At 65.2% G+C, this 16,580-nt stretch carries 13 protein-coding genes; 10 read left to right on the plus strand and 3 right to left on the minus strand.

What is annotated here, in order from left to right:
* Positions 1 to 21: 21 nt before the first annotated feature.
* From AC2T4A_RS06265 to AC2T4A_RS06310, 10 genes are all read left to right on the plus strand, one after another.
* Entirely contained in the window at positions 22 to 771 is a 750-nt protein-coding gene (locus AC2T4A_RS06265; protein ID WP_416748859.1) for a WbqC family protein, read from the plus strand.
* Positions 768 to 1,295: a transcription/translation regulatory transformer protein RfaH gene (gene rfaH, locus AC2T4A_RS06270; protein WP_416748861.1), complete on the plus strand. Its 528-nt coding sequence runs from the start codon at positions 768 to 770 to the stop codon at positions 1,293 to 1,295. The genes AC2T4A_RS06265 and rfaH overlap by 4 nt, the downstream gene beginning before the upstream one ends.
* A gap of 44 nt (positions 1,296 to 1,339) precedes the next feature.
* Entirely contained in the window at positions 1,340 to 2,338 is a 999-nt protein-coding gene (locus AC2T4A_RS06275) for a glycosyltransferase (RefSeq protein ID WP_416748863.1), read from the plus strand.
* Positions 2,335 to 3,567 (plus strand): glycosyltransferase family 4 protein, encoded by a 1,233-nt coding sequence (locus AC2T4A_RS06280; RefSeq protein WP_486742919.1) that lies wholly within the window; start codon positions 2,335 to 2,337, stop codon positions 3,565 to 3,567. The genes AC2T4A_RS06275 and AC2T4A_RS06280 overlap by 4 nt, the downstream gene beginning before the upstream one ends.
* Entirely contained in the window at positions 3,536 to 6,151 is a 2,616-nt protein-coding gene (locus AC2T4A_RS06285; protein ID WP_416748866.1) for a GH39 family glycosyl hydrolase, read from the plus strand. The genes AC2T4A_RS06280 and AC2T4A_RS06285 overlap by 32 nt, the downstream gene beginning before the upstream one ends.
* A 21-nt stretch (positions 6,152 to 6,172) precedes the next feature.
* Positions 6,173 to 7,291, plus strand: coding sequence for a glycosyltransferase family 4 protein (locus AC2T4A_RS06290; RefSeq protein ID WP_416748868.1), 1,119 nt, complete (start codon positions 6,173 to 6,175; stop codon positions 7,289 to 7,291).
* Positions 7,288 to 8,163, plus strand: coding sequence for a glucose-1-phosphate thymidylyltransferase RfbA (gene rfbA, locus AC2T4A_RS06295; RefSeq protein ID WP_416748870.1), 876 nt, complete (start codon positions 7,288 to 7,290; stop codon positions 8,161 to 8,163). The genes AC2T4A_RS06290 and rfbA overlap by 4 nt, the downstream gene beginning before the upstream one ends.
* Positions 8,164 to 8,271: 108 nt before the next feature.
* A complete protein-coding gene (locus AC2T4A_RS06300; protein WP_478377660.1) occupies positions 8,272 to 9,672 on the plus strand; it encodes an undecaprenyl-phosphate glucose phosphotransferase in 1,401 nt (466 codons plus the stop codon).
* A 31-nt stretch (positions 9,673 to 9,703) separates the two neighbouring features.
* Positions 9,704 to 10,825: a polysaccharide biosynthesis/export family protein gene (locus tag AC2T4A_RS06305; RefSeq protein WP_416748874.1), complete on the plus strand. Its 1,122-nt coding sequence runs from the start codon at positions 9,704 to 9,706 to the stop codon at positions 10,823 to 10,825.
* 870 nt (positions 10,826 to 11,695) lie between these two features.
* Complete coding sequence (locus tag AC2T4A_RS06310; protein WP_478377661.1) at positions 11,696 to 13,072, plus strand: OprD family porin; 1,377 nt, start codon at positions 11,696 to 11,698, stop codon at positions 13,070 to 13,072.
* A 230-nt stretch (positions 13,073 to 13,302) separates the two neighbouring features.
* Here AC2T4A_RS06310 and aguA read toward each other — a convergent pair whose 3' ends face one another.
* The 3 genes from aguA to AC2T4A_RS06325 all read right to left on the minus strand — a co-directional run bounded on the left by aguA (position 13,303) and on the right by AC2T4A_RS06325 (position 16,445).
* Complete coding sequence (gene aguA / locus AC2T4A_RS06315) at positions 13,303 to 14,412, minus strand: agmatine deiminase (protein WP_486742920.1); 1,110 nt, start codon at positions 14,410 to 14,412, stop codon at positions 13,303 to 13,305.
* Positions 14,413 to 14,686: 274 nt separating this feature from the next.
* Entirely contained in the window at positions 14,687 to 15,328 is a 642-nt protein-coding gene (locus AC2T4A_RS06320) for a TetR/AcrR family transcriptional regulator (RefSeq protein WP_416748880.1), read from the minus strand.
* A gap of 55 nt (positions 15,329 to 15,383) precedes the next feature.
* On the minus strand, positions 15,384 to 16,445 hold the full coding sequence (locus AC2T4A_RS06325) for a polyamine ABC transporter substrate-binding protein (RefSeq protein ID WP_478377662.1): 1,062 nt from the start codon (positions 16,443 to 16,445) through the stop codon (positions 15,384 to 15,386).
* Positions 16,446 to 16,580: the final 135 nt, after the last annotated feature.

The raw sequence follows: 16,580 nt of genomic DNA on the forward strand, positions 1-16,580 counted from the left end.
ACTTAGGGAAAGGATGCAGCCATGGTCCATATCGTCAGTCTCATGCAGCCGTACCTGTTCCCCTACCTGGGGTACTTCCAGCTGATCGCCGCGAGCAGCCTGTTCATTCTCGGCGACAGCCTGCAGTACACCCGGCGTGGCTGGATCAACCGCAATCGCCTGCTGGTCGGCGGGAAGATCTGGCAGTTCAGTTTTCCCCTGGAACAGGGCTCGCAGAGCCAGGCGATCAACGAGCGCAGGCTGAGCCAGGAGATGCGCCTGACCAACCAGCGCCTGCTGCACACCATTCGCCACGCGTACCACCGCGCGCCCTGTTACGGGCAGGTGATGCCACTGCTGGAGGAGATCCTCGAACACCCCGAGCGCAACCTGTCGCACTTTGCCGAGCATTCGATCCGCAGCATCTGCCACTACATGGGTATCGATACACCCATGGCGCGGGTGTCCGAGCTGGACCTGGCCGAGGACATCGGCCGCGACCAGCGCCTGATCGAGGCGGTGAAGCAGAGCGGCGGCGACGTCTACCTCAACCCGGAAGGCGGCCGCCACCTGTACTCGCCCGAGGTGTTCCAGGCCCACGGTCTGGAGCTGCAGTTCCTGCGCATGGACGAGCTGAGCTACCCGCAGTTCAGCCCCGATTTCGTCCCCAGCCTGTCGATCATCGATGTGCTGATGTTCAACCCGCCGGACGAGATGCAGCGGTTGCTGGGCCGCTACACCCTGGAGCGTCCTGCTCCCTCGTCGGAAATCATTGGGGAGTACGAATCATGAATGCCGTGATCGGCGTGGACCTGAGTGCCGCGCAGTACCGCTGGTACCTGATCCAGAGCAAGCCGCACCAGGAACAGCGCGCCGAGGAAAATCTCGGCCGCCAGGGTTTCTCCTGCTATCGCCCGGTGGTGACGCTGGGCAACCGTTCGCAGCCGCTGTTCCCCGGCTATCTGTTCATCCGTCTCGATCAGCAGCATGACAACTGGTTCCCGATCCGCTCCACCCGTGGCGTGGCGCGCATCGTCAGCTTCGGCGCGCAGCCACTGGCGGTGACCGACGAACTGGTCGAAGGCATTCGCCAGCGCCTGGCGGCCATGCCCGAGCGGCCGTCCAGCGGCTTCCACGAAGGCCAGGTGGTGCGCGTGAAGTGCGCAGGCGAGTGCGAGGTGGAGGCCATCTTCCTCTGCGACGACGGCACCGAACGCGCGCTGATCCTGCTCAACCTGCTGCAACGCGAACAACGCATCCGGGTCCCGCTCAGCCAGCTTTCGGCGGTGGGCGGCAATGACGGCTGGCGCGCCTGAAGCGCGCAGCGCTCACAAGGGCAAGTACAAGGAGGAGTAGCGAGATGAATGGATCGACAGTGCTGGTGACGCTGACCTATGGCGATCGCCTTCAGTACCTGGAGGAGCTGCTGGCCCGAGCCTTCCGCGAGAAGGACATTTCCCGCGCCATCGTCGTCAGCAATGCCTCGGTGGCGGAGCTGGACCAGCTGTTCATGCTCTGGCCCAACCGCGTGCAGGTAATCGAGCTGGACAGCAATACCGGCTCGGCCAATGGTTACGCCGTGGGCATCGAGGCCGCGCTGCAGACCGGCTGCGATTTCATCTGGCTGATGGATGACGACAATGCGCCGACGCCGGGGTCCTTCCCGCTGCTCAAGCAACGCCTGATCGACTGCGCCCTGCGTCATGGCTCCGACAACACCGCCGTGCTGGGCTTCCGCCCGACCCACCAGGCTGACGTTGCCTCCGGCGTGCCGACCCGCTTCATCGCACCGCCGCGCTCCAGCTACTTCGGTTTCCACGTCCGTCAGTTGCCCTACAAACTCTGGCGCCGCACGCCCTGGGGCAAGCCTAAGCCGCGCCCGGCGCAGCCGCTGCTGGAGCTGCCGTTCGCCTACTACGGCGGGCTGCTCGGGCATGCCGACCTGTTCCGTCGCATCGGCCTGCCGCGCCGCGACCTGGTGCTCTACGCCGACGACACCGAATACACCTTCCGCATCGGCGCCCTGGGCGGCCATCTCTACCTGGTGCCGGAGGCCGGCCTGGATGACCTGGAGAACTCCTGGAACATCAAGGCGCGCACCTCCAACATCTACGAGACCTACCTGCTCGGCAGTTCCGACCTGCGCGCCTATTACGCGGCGCGCAACCAGGCCTGGTTCGACAAGAACCTCTGGGTCACCTCGCCGCTGATGTACCGCTTCAACCGCTGGGTGTTCATTCGCCTGCTGCACTTCTTCGCTCGTCGCCATGACCGTGGCAGCCGTCTGGCGCTGCTGCTGGAGGCGATCCGCGACGGCGAGGCCGGCGCGCTCGGCATGAACCGGGCCTACCCGTTATGAGACTGCTGCTGCTCAACACCCTCTACGCCCCGCACATCGGAGGTGGGGCGGAGGTCATGCTGCAGCACATGGCCGAGGGCCTGCGTGCCCGCGGCCATGACGTACAGGTGCTCTGCACCGGCCCGCAGGCGGGCCTGCAACACGAGACGCTGAATGGTGTGCCGGTGCTGCGCGCCGGCCTGCGCAACCTCTACTGGCCCTTTGACGAGCGCAACCACGGCTCACTCCAGCGCCTCGCCTGGCACGGGCTCGATCGCTACAACCGTGGCATGCGCAAGGTGTTGGCGCAGGTGCTGGAAGAGTTCGAGCCGGACCTGGTGGTCTGCCACAACCTGTCGGGCTGGTCGATCTCCGCCTGGGATGCAATACGCGCCGCTGGCGTGCCCATCGTGCAGATCCTCCACGACCAATACCTGACCTGCCCGCGCGGCGTGCGCTTCCACAAGGGGCGCCACTGTGAGCAGCAATGTGCGCCTTGCGCGCTACTGCGGCGCTCCCATGCCGCCGCATCGCGGGACATCGAGGCAGTGGTCGGGGTCAGTCGCTACCAGCTCAATGCTCTGCTCGACGCCGGGTACTTCACCGACAGCCAGGCCCATGTGGTCTACAACGGCTCGCCGATGGCGGAAGTGCCCGTTGCGCCGCCGGCCGGTGAGCGCCGTCCGCTGCGCTTCGGCTTCATCGGTGCACTGACGCCGAACAAGGGCGTGGAGTGGCTGATCGAGCAGTTCCAGGCGCGCGGTGACGATGCCTCGCTGCTGATCGCCGGACGCGGCGACGGTGCCTATGTGAACCAGCTGAAGTCCCTCGCCGACCCGCAGCGCGTGCATTTTGTCGGCTACCGCAAGGCGGCCGAGTTCTTTACCGAGATCGACGTTGCCGTGGTCCCCAGCCTGTCACCGGAATCCTTCGGTCTGGTGGCGCTGGAAGCCTGCGCCCACCACCTGCCTGTGATCGCTTCGCGCATGGGCGGCCTGGTGGAAATCGTCCAGGACGAAATCAATGGCCTGCTGTGCTCGCCCGACCAGCCTGATTCGCTGGGCGATGCGATCCAGCGCCTGGCGTGTGATGGGGCGCTGCGTCAGCGCCTGGCCGCGCGCGCCCGCGAAGTCGTGGCGCCGATGCTCAGCGTGGAGCGAATGCTCGACGAGTACGAAGCCATCCTGCGCCACACCCTGCTTACCCGCGGAGTCCAGCATGGAACTGCAATCCCCGTATCCCCGCTTTGAGCTCGACCGTCGCGTGACCTTCGACCGCTCGCTGCTGGCGCTCGGGGTGCTGGTGGCGTTGCTGCTGGTGGAGACGTTCAATGGCGCGCTGCGCTTCTACACCGACCAGGCCGGGCTGTCGGCCCTCGTCTACCTGCCCAAGGTGGCCTGTGTCATCGCGGTGGCCTGGGAGCTGTTCTCCCGCCCGCAGCAGCGCGGCCTGTGGTTGCTGCTGATCCTTGCGGCGGCTTCGCTGCTGCTCGGCCGGTTGCACGGCGCCGAGTTCAAGAGCGGCTTCTTCGCCGTGTTCATCTACGCGCCGCTACTGTTCGGCCTGCTCTGCGGCCCGTACCTGGAAATGCACCGCAAGGCGTTGGGCTGGATCATCGCCTTCTGCCTGATCGCCTCCCTTATCGGCATCGCGCTGGATCTGCTGATCAACGTGCCGTGGAAGGGATACACCTACTCGATGGGCGGGGTCGAGGTCAGCGCCAACCGCTCCTGGAGCGCCTATGGCCTGGACCGCATCGCCGGCTTCTCGCGGATGTCCTCGAGCCTGGCGATGATGCTGGCGATCTTCAGCCTCTACCTGGGGTCGTTCCGCCTCGCATTGCCGGTGCGCGGGCTGATCTACCTGGTGGCGCTGGTAGGCATTGTGCTGACCACCAACAAGTCCTCCGCCGGCGCCTTCTTCGTCGCCCTGCTGGTGATGAGCGTCAGCCGCCAGCGTCTGCTGTTCCTGCTGGCGGCGCTGCTGGTGGTGCTCGGCGCGTTGCTGCTGCCGCTGTACGGCCTCTACGCGCAGGTCGATCCGTACCTGGCCAGCGCCACCGGCGACAACCTGATGGGCTCGATGGTGGATCGCCTGGTCAATACCTGGCCGAACCTGATCAAGGTGATGGACTACAACGGCTGGATCTACACCGGCGCCGGCCTGGGCATGACCGGCAGTGCCTACGCGGCCTTCCCGATCTTCGGCGTCGAGCAACTGGCGGTGGCGGACAACTCGCTGCTCTACCTCTGGTGCCTGTTCGGTGTCGCCGGCGTGGCGCTCTACCTGATGGCGGTGCCGATGCTGATGCGCCTGCAACGCCAGCCCGGCCGCGAGGCTCGCGCGCTGCTCGGCATCGCCTACTGCATCCTGCTCATCGGCTGGACCAGCGACGTGCTCGAATCGCCGATACCCAGCCTGTTCCTCGGCCTGGCCATCGGCCGTGCCCTGCGCCTGCCGGGCGAGACCGCGCCACAACCGGCCCCGCGCACCCTGCGCCTGCAAGGCGGAATGCTCAGCCTGCTGGCGTGCGCGTTGCTGCTCGGTGGCCTGCTGCAATCGCCTTCCAGCATGGCCAAGGAAGCGCCGGTGGCGAACCTCGGTGCGCCGGAATTCATCGTCGGTGCCAGCACCCACCAGAACATCCGCGCGGGCAACCGTGACGGCATCAATCGCCTGGCCCGCGAGGCCGGCATCCTGTCGTTCCGCGATGACGCCTACTGGTCCAGCGTCGAGCGCGAGCCAGGCAAGCTTTCCATCGACGCCGCTTGGCGCGCGCAGTTGCGCAGCACCCGCAGCTTAGGGATAGACACCCTGCTGATCCTGGGCAACGAGAACCAGTTCTACGGCAACGCCAAGCCGCGCGACGACGCTTCCCGCGAGGGCTATCTGCGTTATGTGCGCTACGTGGTGCGCAGCTTCAAGGGGCAGGTTTCCTTCTACGAAGTGTGGAACGAGTGGGATTCGGAAAACGCCACCGACAAGGACTTCAGCGACGATTACCTGACCCTGGTGCGCGCAGCCGCCAAGGTGATCCGCGAGGAGGACCCGCAAGCCAGGGTGCTTGCCGGAGCCGTCACTCTCAAGGGCATCCGCCAGGGCTTCGCCGAGCGTATTGCCGGTGGCGGCGTGCTGGACGTCGTCGACGGCATTTCGCTGCACCCCTCGGTGTACTGCGAGGGCGAGATGTCCACGCCCGAGGCCTGGCTGAACTGGTTCCAGGGTGTGAACCAGAAGCTGGAGAACGCCGCCGGCAAGCCGGTGCCGCTGTACTTCACCGAGTTCAGTTGGCCGGCCCACGAAGGCGACTGCGGCATCAGCCGCGAGCGCCAGGCCGCGTACCTCGCCCGCGCCTACGTGCTGGTGCGCAGCCTGCCGAACGTGAAGGGCGCCTGGTGGTACGACCTGGTAGACGACGGCATCGACCGCACGGACATGGAGCACAACTTCGGCCTGCTCACCGCCAGCGGCCAGCCCAAGCCGGCCTACCACGCCATGGCCAGCATCGCCGACATCATCGGCCGCTACCGCTTCGTCGGCCGCGTGCCGAACCAGGACCCGAACGTCTACCTGCTGCGCTTCGCCAAGGCCAGCGAGGAAATCCTGGTGGCCTGGACCCTCGGTCACGAACAGACCCTGAACATCACCAGCAAGCCCGGCAGCAGCGACACCCTCTGGCGCCTGGACGCCGTGGAAGGCATCGCCCGCCGCGAGGGCCGGCCGGTGCCCTGGCAGTGCCCCGAAGGCGGCGGCGACTGCCAGGCCAGCATCCGCATCGACGAGTCGCCCACCCTGGTGCGCAGCGCGTCGGCCCCGCAGCTTTCGTTGCGCTGAACAGTGCGCGGAGAACCCCTCATGATCGTGATCAACGCGCGCTTCCTTACCCAGCAGGTAAGTGGTGTACAGCGCTTCGCCGAGCAGATATCGCTGTCGCTGGCGCGGCTGCGCAGCGACCTTCATTTCGTCGCCCCGCCTGGCGAAATCCTTCGCCCGGAGATCGCCCGTCAGCTCAACGTCGAACAGATCGGTCGCAACGGCGGCCACCTCTGGGAGCAGGTCGACCTGCCGCTGTGGCTGGCCCGGCATGGCCGGCCGTTGCTGGTCTCGCTGTGCAGCACGGCGCCGCTGGCGTACTCGCGGCAGGTGATGACGCACCACGACATCACCTACGTACGCCACCCGGAAAGCTTCTCCTGGAAGTTCCGCGCGCTGTACCGCCTGATGATCCCCCTGCTGCTTCGCCGCTCGCTGGCGCAGGTCACGGTGAGTGAGTTCTCCCGCCAGGAGATCGCCACGCACTACGGCGTCGAACCCAAGGGCATCCACGTGATCGCCAATGCGGTGTCCGCCGAGTTCTGCGCCGGCATCGAGCCGGCGGCGCTGGAGCGTCCCTATGTGCTGGCGGTGTCCTCGCCGGCCGCGCACAAGAACTTCGCCCGGCTGATCGAAGCCTTCCGCCTGCTCGGTGAGCTGGACGTCGAATTGCGCATCGTCGGCGCGGCCAACCGCAGCTTCGTCGATGGGCAGTTGCAGCAGAGCGGGCAGGCCGACCGGGTGCGCTGGCTCGGCCGGCTGGATGACGATCAACTGATCGAGCAGTACCGCAACGCCGCCGTCTTTGCCTTCCCGTCGCTGTATGAAGGTTTCGGCATCCCGCCGCTGGAGGCTCAGGCCTGCGGCTGCCCGGTGGTGGCCGCCAGCAGCGCCTCGATCCCCGAAGTGCTGGGCAACTCGGTGGTGTACTTCGACCCCCTCGATCCGCCCGGCATCGCTGCCGCGCTGCGCCGCGTGCTGCTTGACCACAAGCTGCGCGCCGACTTGCGCCGTCTCGGGCAGGAGAACGTCCTGCGCTACTCCTGGGATATCTCCGCGCTGCGGCTATCCAGCCTGATCGACACCTTTCTGATGGAGCGCTCGGACTACCCGGCGCGCTTCGACGCCAAACAGATTGCCAAGCAAGGAGGCAGACCGTGAAAGGCATCATTCTCGCCGGCGGCTCCGGCACGCGGTTGCACCCCATCACCCTGGGCGTGTCCAAGCAACTGCTGCCGATCTACGACAAGCCCATGGTGTACTACCCGCTGTCGGTGCTGATGCTGGCCGGCATCGACGACATCCTGCTGATCTGCACGCCCACCGACCTGCCGAACTTCCGCGCCCTGCTGGGCGACGGCGAACAGTTCGGGGTGCATCTGGAATACGCCGTGCAGCCGTCGCCGGATGGGCTGGCGCAGGCCTTCCTGATTGGCTCGCAGTTCATCGGCGACGACTCGGTCTGCCTCGTTCTGGGTGACAACATCTTCTACGGCCAGGGCTTCACCGAAACCCTCCGCGAGGCCGCCGCGCGACCCCATGGCGCCACCGTGTTCGGCTACCAGGTCGCGGACCCGACACGCTTCGGCGTGGTGGAGTTCGACGCTCAGGGCCGGGCGATTTCCATTGAGGAAAAGCCCCGCGCGCCGCGTTCGAACTATGCCGTCACCGGCCTGTACTTCTACGACAACCGCGTCGTGGAAATGGCCCGCCAGATTCGCCCTTCGGCCCGTGGCGAGCTGGAAATCACTGACATCAACAACCTCTACCTGGAGCTCGGCGAACTGCACGTGAGCCTGCTCGGCCGAGGGTTCGCCTGGCTGGATACCGGCACCCACGAGTCGCTGATGGAAGCCGGTCATTTCGTGCAGACCATCGAGGAACGCCAGGGACTGAAGGTCGCCTGCCTGGAGGAAATCGCGTACCAGCAGGGCTGGCTCAGCGAGACGCTGCTGGCCCTGCAGGCCGAGCGCCTGAGCAAGACCGGCTATGGCCGCTACCTGCAGCAGTTGCTGCTGGACAAGCGACAGTGAACCCGCACCCGGCGAGCCCGAGGAGGGCCCACCGGCACTGCGCCCGATAACGGACTGCGATAACGATGCAGCGGCGCCAGGAACGGCGCCGGCAGTCGTGAGGTCATCATGCCCAACAAGACGAAAGGAATCCTGCGCGCGCACCAGTCGCTGATCTCGCTGGCGCATCGCCTGAGTGACATCCTGGTGATCGTGCTCACCGGCGTGGTCCTGCTCAGCGCTGGCAACGGCGTGCTGGACGCACAGATCTGGGTCTCGGTGCTGCTCTGCGTGATGCTGTTCCACTGGCTCGGCGAGCTGAACCAGCTCTACGGCTCCTGGCGCGGTGAGTCGCTGCTGCGTGAATCGCTGAGCGTCACCCTGTACTGGTCACTGGCGTTCTTCGCCGTGCTGCTGCTGGACATCTCCCTGCGCCACGTGGAGCTGGAAGAACCCCGGCGCCTGGGCTGGTTCGCGGCGGCGCTGCTGATCATGTGCGGCTACCGCCTGGCCATCCGCATGCTGCTGCGGGTCGCCCGCCGGCACGGCTTCAACAGCCGTAACGTGGCCATCTATGGCACCGGCGAAGTCGGCGCGCGACTGGCCGAGACCATCCTCGCCGCGCCCTGGATGGGGCTGCGCCTGATCGGCTTCTACGACGACCGCCCGCAGCAGATGGAGCTGGGCGAGCGCGTGCCGGTGAAGGGCGACCGCCTGGCTCTGATCGAGGCCGCCCGCTCGGGGCAGATCGACAAGGTCTACCTGACTCTGCCGCTGTCCCGCGAGCCGCTGCTCAACGAACTGATCCGCGAGCTCTCCGACACCACGGTGTCGGTCTACCTGATCCCCGACCTGTTCATGTTCGACCTGCTGCACGCGCGCAGCGAAAGCATCAACGGGCTGGCCACCATCAGCATCTTCGACACTCCCATGGACGGCCCCAACGCCGTGCTCAAGCGAATCGAGGACGTGGTGCTGGCCTCGCTGATCCTGCTGCTGATCGCCGTGCCCATGCTGTTCATCGCGGTGGCGGTGAAGCTCACTTCGCGCGGCCCGGTGCTGTTCCGTCAGACCCGCTACGGCATGGATGGCCGGCCCATCCGCGTCTGGAAATTCCGCAGCATGACGGTCATGGAAGACGGCGCCGCCGTCACCCAGGCCTCGCGCAACGATTGCCGCATCACCCCGCTGGGCGCCTTCCTGCGGCGCACCTCGCTGGATGAACTGCCACAATTCTTCAACGTCTTGCTCGGCGACATGTCAGTGGTCGGCCCACGCCCCCACGCCGTGGCGCACAACGAGCAATACCGGCGTCAGGTCAGCCGCTACATGCTGCGTCACAAGGTCAAGCCAGGCATCACCGGCTGGGCCCAGGTGAACGGCTGGCGCGGCGAAACCGACACCCTGGAGAAGATGCAGAAACGCATCGAGTTCGATCTGGACTACATCGAGAACTGGTCCGTCTGGTGGGACCTGAAGATCGTCATGCTGACCCTGTTCAAGGGTTTCGTACACCGCAACGCCTATTGAGTTTTCACACTCGTTTCAAGGAAGGATTGCCATGAAAAACCTGCTCGCTTTCAGCTTTGTAGTCGGCAGTCTGGCGCTACAAGGCTGCGTGTTCTCACCCGGTCAGCACATGACGGACTCCGATATCCAACGCGAGGCACAGAAAGAGGGGATGAACATCACCCTCGTGCCCATCACGCCCCAGGTGCTGCAACGCCAGGAGGCGGCCTTCGCCGCCAGGCCCGGCGTACCGGCAGAGCTGACGAACTACCGTCCGCCCCAGGAGGATTATGTGATCGGCGGCGGCGACGTGCTGCTGGTGACCGTCTGGGACCACCCCGAACTGACCAGCCCCGGCTCAACCCAGCAGATGGAAGCCAACGGCCGTGTGGTCGGCGCCGACGGCAACATCTTCTTCCCCTATGCCGGCGTTGTGCGCGCCGAAGGCCAGACACCGGCGCAGCTGCGTAAACGCCTGTCCAGCCAACTGGCGAAGAAGGGCATCGTCGACCCGCAGGTGGACGTCACCGTGTTGCGTTACGCCAGCCAGCACGTGGTCCTTTCCGGAGCCTTCCAGAACGGCGGACAGGTCGAACTGAACAACACGCCGACCACCCTGGTGCAGGCAGTCAGCAAGGCCGGGGTGATCACCGGCGAGGCCGACCTGTCCGGGCTGGTGCTCAAGCGTGACGGTCGCGAATACGTGCTCGATGTCGATGCGCTGAACCGCTCCGGTTCGACGCTCAGCGGCATCTACCTGAAGAATGGCGACCAGATCCACCTGCCGTACAACGACCGCAAGAAAGTCTACGTGGTGGGTGAGGTGGAACGTCCGCAGGTGGTCACCTACCGCACCACCGGCCTGTCACTGCTGGAAGTGCTTGGCAACGCTGGTGGCCTGGCCCCGGAAACCTCCGACGGTGACTCGGTCTACGTGATCCGCGGCAACCCGCAATCGGTCGCCGGTAGCGCACCGGGCACCTTCCAGGCCCAGGTCTTCCACCTGGAAGCCAAGCGCCCGACCGCCTACGCCCTGGCCAAGGAGTTCGCCATGCAGCCGCAGGACGTGGTGTTCATCGGCCCGGCCAACATCACCCGCTGGAACCGTTTCATCAGCCAGTTGCTGCCGTCGGCCAACATCGTCAGCACCAGCGCCGCCGTTGGCGGCAACTGATGGCATAGCCGGTCCGGTGGGCAACCATGGACCGGCCTGACCTGGGTGTCTCGCCGAGTCTCTGCGGCTAGGGAATTTTCCTACGGCTGAGGGAGGCTTGTTGGAATCGACTCTTTGCAGGCTGCTGGCCACTATCTCGCCAGCCGGCGCAGTGATGCGCCACTCCTTAAGGCTGACTGATGTCTGCCACTCTCCTTTGGGGCCTTCCCCTAGCACAGGGTCCCGAACCCGCCCGCGTTGCAGCGCCGGCGGGTTTTTTTTGCCTGGCATTTGATGGCGAAGATTCCTACAACCAAATTGCTGGCAGGAGTACCACTAGCGATGGACTGCCAAAGGCATTCGAGACGCGTATCATATATTCCATAAAGAAATTACATATTAATAATTAATTCTTTTTGGATTTATGACGGTTCTTTTATCGTTGCCCTGCGTTGCCGCGAGCTGTCTCGGGCAGAGCAGAAGAGGGTGGCGATAAACCGCCAGTCCATTGCGGTAGTGTGGCGGTTTTCCGCTGACCTGGCCTTGGGGGAGTGGCTCTGAAATCGAGCCGGAGGCCGGAAAACGGGAGTGTCGGGCAGGACAGGCCGGTTGGCCTGGGGATTGCCTTGTCAGGTGGCGAATGCCCAGCGCATCGCCACAACAACAAGACACGAGAATCGATCCATGCCCTTCCCATCTTCTGCCGTATCCCTGTCCGCCTGCCTGCGCTTCGTTCCCGTCTAGCGGGGCGTCGAAACAACCAACGAATCCTGCATGCCCGTCGTGCTCGTCACGCCGTGGCCGCTGCCTGCCATTCGGTCGGACTCCCGGGGGAGCCAGTCGTCGTTGCGAATGGTGTGTTTCCAAGATCAATAAAATGGGGAAATTCCAATGAAAAGCCGCACTCTCACGCAATCGAGCCTCGCGCTCGCCATAGCCGCCGCAGGACTCGCGCAGTCCGCCGTCGCCGGCGGCTTCATCGAAGACAGCAAGGCCAACCTGACCCTGCGCAACTTCTACATCAACACCGACAACCGTAACGGCACCGCCGACCCGAGCAAGCAGGAAGAGTGGGGCCAGGGCTTCCTGCTCAACTACAGCTCCGGCTTCACCGAAGGCACCGTCGGCTTCGGCGTCGATGCACTGGGCCTGCTGGGCGTGAAGCTCGACAGCGGCGGCGGCACTCACTACGAGTCCTCTTCGCAGCGCGGCGGCACCGTCTTCCCGTCGGATAGCCACGGCGATGCGGTGGATGATTTCAGCAGCCTGGGCCTGACCGCCAAGGCCAAGGTGTCCAACACCGAATTCCGTTACGGCACCCTGCAGCCCAAGCTGCCGGTCGTGACCTACAACGATGGTCGTCTGCTGCCGGTCACCTTCGAAGGCGGCCAGGTCACCTCCACCGACCTGAAAGACTTCACCCTGACTGCCGGTCAACTGGAACACTCCAAGGGCCGTAACTCCACCGACAACCGCAGCCTGAGCATTGCCGGTGCCAACGGCAGCTCCGCCAGCTCGCGCGACAGCAACAAGTTCTACTACGCCGGTGGCGACTACAAGCTGAACAAAGACCTGACCCTGCAGTACTACTACGGTCAGCTCACCGACTTCTATCAGCAGCATTTCCTGGGCCTGCAGCACAACTGGGCTATCGGCCCGGGCGTCCTGAAGACTGACCTGCGCGCCTTCGACAGCAGCTCCGACGGCAAGAACGGCAGTTCCACCGGCCGCGCCGATGGCTATGTCAGCTCCGGCTATTACGGCAATGGTGTGACCAAGGGCGAAGTGGACAACCGCGCATTCAGCGGCCTCTTCACTTACTCCGTCAGCGGCCACAGCTTCGGCGCCGGCTACCAGGTGCTCAGCGGCGATAGCGACTTCCCGTTCCTCAACCGTGGCGATGGCGAGGGTTCGACCGCCTACCTGATCACCGACGTGCAGATTGGCAAGTTCCAGCGCGCCGGCGAGCGCACCTGGCAGGTCCGCTACGGCTACGACTTCGCCAAGGCCGGCCTGCCGGGTCTGACCTTCCAGACCCTGTACCTGCATGGTGACAACATCGACACCAAGTACGGCGACAAGAGCGAGTGGGAGCGTGACATTTCCCTGGCCTACGTGATCCCGGATGGCACCCTCAAGGGCCTGGGCTTCACCTGGAAGAACGCTGCGCTGCGCAGTGGCCTGCCAGTCAGCGGCTCGGGCACCGCGACCCAGCGCGACCAGGACGAAAACCGTCTGATCGTCAGCTACACCATCCCGCTGCTGTAATCCTCGCGGGTTGAAAAAAGCCGCCGTTCTCGCAAGAGACGGCGGCTTTTTCATGTCTGCCCCACACCTTCGGGCGTTGCTTTTTGTAGGAGCGAGCTTGCTCGCGAACGATCCCCGCTGCGAAGCCGTTCGCGAGCAAGCTCGCTCCTGCAGAGGCATTCCTCTGCCAATGAAAAAGGCCGTCGCTCCGTTAGGGGCGACGGCCTTTCATTACTCAGCGAATCAGCGAATCAGCGTTTCTGCGGCGCCGGCTGCTGCTGGGTGATGCAGTGGATGTTGCCGCCGCCCAGGAGGATCTCGCGGCCGGGCACCATCACGATTTCGTGCTCGGGGAAGATGCGCTTGAGGGTCGCCTCGGCCTCGGCGTCCGCCGGGTCGTCGAAGCGCGGGGCGATGATGCCACCGTTGACGATCAGGAAGTTGACGTAGGAGCCGGCCAGGCGGATCGACGGATCGCGCGGCTGGGTACCGATCACCAGGTCGATGCCTTCGCACTCGGCTTCGGTCGCGTGGATCGGGCCGGGGATGACGATCTTGTGCACGGTCAGCTGGCGGCCCTTGGCGTCACGGGCGCTTTCCAGCACGCGCATGGCGGCCTGGCAGCGCTCGTAGTTCGGGTCGTTCACATCGTCGGTCCAGGCCAGCAGGACTTCACCCGGGCGCACGTAGCAGCAGAAGTTGTCGACGTGGCCATCGGTCTCGTCGTTGAACAGGCCGTCCGGCAGCCAGATCACGGTGTCGATGGCCAGGTGCTCGCGCAGCACGGCTTCGATTTCTTCGCGGCTCATGTGCGGGTTGCGGTTGTGGTTGAGCAGGCATTCCTCGGTGGTGATCAGGGTGCCTTCGCCGTCGACGTGGATGGAGCCGCCTTCCAGCACGAAGCCTTCGGTGCGGTAGCCGTCGCAGCGCTCGATGCCGAGGATCTTGCTCGCCACCTGGTCGTCGTGGTGCCAGGGGAAGTACAGGCCGCCTTCCAGGCCGCCCCAGGCGTTGAAGGTCCAGTCCACGCCGCGCACGTCACCCTGGCCGTTGGTGACGAAGGTCGGGCCGGTGTCGCGCACCCAGGCGTCGTCATTGCTGATTTCCACCACGCGGATGTTGGCCGCGTCAGCCAGCTGGGCGCGGGCGTTCTCGTACTGGCCGGCGGAAACGCCGATGGTCGCCGGCTCGAAACGGGCGATGGCGCGGGCCACGGCGCTGAAGGCGGCCTGCGCAGGCTTGCCGCCCAGGCGCCAGTTGTCCGGACGCTCGGGCCAGACCATCCAGGTCTGGGTGTGGGGTTCCCATTCCGCCGGCATGCGGAAGCCATCGGCGCGGGGAGTGCTGGTCAGCGTGGTCATGGGGCGGTCCTTGGTCAGTGGTGCGAGGAAGGGGCGAGCCGATAGCCATCGATGGATATCGCCGCGCTCCACCCATCCTACGGAGAGGGTTGTGGCATTCGGGAGATCGTCGCCGGTAGCGCCGCAAGAGCGGTCCAGTATAGGTCGCCAGTGACGGCGTCGCGTCAGGACTCTCCCAGGGTGGGAGAATTTATATCCGATAAAAATCGGTTTATGAAGGGCGATCATGAAATATTTCGCCCGTCCATCCGGATATTTATCGGATAAAAATCGATTATTTAAGGGGCGACGGTCGTTTTGGCAGGCAGGGTGGCAGGTACAGCGACAGGTAGGCGTCGATCACCCGCATGCCTTCTTCGGCCAGGCGTTCGGTGATTTGCCCGTGGCGCTGCACGGAGAGGGCGTAGACGCGATCGCCCAGCTCGATGGCCAGGCTGAAAACCTCGATGTCCTGCGGCAGCGGCGGCAGCTCGAAGTGGCGCTCGAACAGTTCGCGCATGGCCTGGCCGAGTTGAACGTCGTGCTGGCTGTCGGCCTGGGTGACTTCGGCGAGGCCGTGGCTGGCGAGGATCAGTTGGCGGGCAGCGGCGTCTTCGGCGTAGACCGCCAGGGTGCGTTGCTCGACCAGTCGAGCGAGGTCGCGCCAGTCGCGCAGAGTGGCATGGTCGACGGGCTGTTCCAGGCAGGCGCGGAAGGCGGCGTGAACGTCGCTGGTCAGCCCCTGCAGCAGCGCCGGCACGCTGGGGAAGAAGTGGTAGACGGAGGAGGGCGGGATGTCTGCGCGCTCGGCCACCGCGTAGATCGACAGGCTCGCCGCGCCACTCTCGGCGAGCAGGGCGCGGGCAGCCTCGAGGATCACGGCGATGCGTGCCTGGCTGCTGGCGCGAGGCTTGCGAGTGGGAGAGGGAGCGGGCATGACGACCTCCGGAGCTGGGCGGCTATTGGACGCCAGCTCCGGGGTGCTCGGCAAGTCAGCTGCCGCCGGCGCGCAGTTTGTCCCAGACTTCGGTGATCACCGGGGCGGTCTTCTCCGGCGCGGTTTCCAGGGCGAACAGGCGACGCTTGGTCTCCTGGTCCGGATACAGGCCCGGCTGGTCGCGCAAGGCGGCGTCGAGGAACTGCGCGGAGTCCTTGTTGCCGTTGGGATAGAGGGTGGCGGCGGTGATCTGCGCGGCGACCTTGGGTTGCATCAGGTAGTCGATGAACTTGAGCGCCAGGTCCGGGTGTTCGGAGGCGGTGGGGACCACCAGGTTGTCGATGAACAGCACCGAGCCTTCCTGCGGCACCACGAAGCGCACCGGCTGGCCGGCGTTGGCGGCGCCCAGCGCATCGCCGACCCAGGCCATGGCAACGCACAGCTTGCCGGCGTTGAGGTCCTGGATATAGCGCTCACTGTCGATGTAGCGCAGGTTCGGCCGCAGTTCGGCGAGCACCTCGCCGGCGCGGCGAATCTGCGACGGCGCGCTACGGGCGAAGTTGCGGCCCTGGTAGTTCATCAGCACCGAAAAGGCTTCGTCCGGCGCATCCAGCAGGCTCATGCCGCAGGCCTTCAGGCGCTGGCTCTGCTGCGGGTCGAAGAGGATGCTCCAGCTGTCGGGCAGCTTGCCGCCGTAGGCCTTTTCCGCCTCGGGCTCGTTGATTGCCAGGCCCACGGCGCCCCACAGATAGGGCACGGCGTGCTGGTTGTTGGGGTCGACGGCGGCCAGTTTGCTCAGCAACTGGGTGTCGAGGTGGCTGCGATTGGGCAGCTTGCTGAAGTCCAGCGCCTGGATGCGCTTGTCGCGGATCAGCGCTGGCAGGTCGTTGTGCGAAGGCACGGCGACGTCGATCTTCTCACCGCTCTCCAGGGCCTTCTTGACCTCTTCGGCGGTGCTGTAGGTGGTGTACTCGACTCGAATGCCGGTGTCCTTCTCGAAGTCCTTGAGCACTTCGGGGGCAATGTAGTCGTTCCAGTTGTAGACGCGGATGACCTGGTCTGCCCAGGCGGACAGCGGGCACAGCAGCATCAGAATCAAGGCGTACAGGCGTGGCATTGGCGATCTCCCTGAATGAACCACGTAATCAGCGGATGCGGCATCAGCCGCTCGAAAGCGCAACAGCAAAGACACGACAGACGCGATGGCGCCCAGGCGGGCGGATGGAGACATCGCGAGCAGGAAGGAACGACG

It is taken from the genome of Pseudomonas sp. PVC-3-1 (assembly GCF_057444315.1).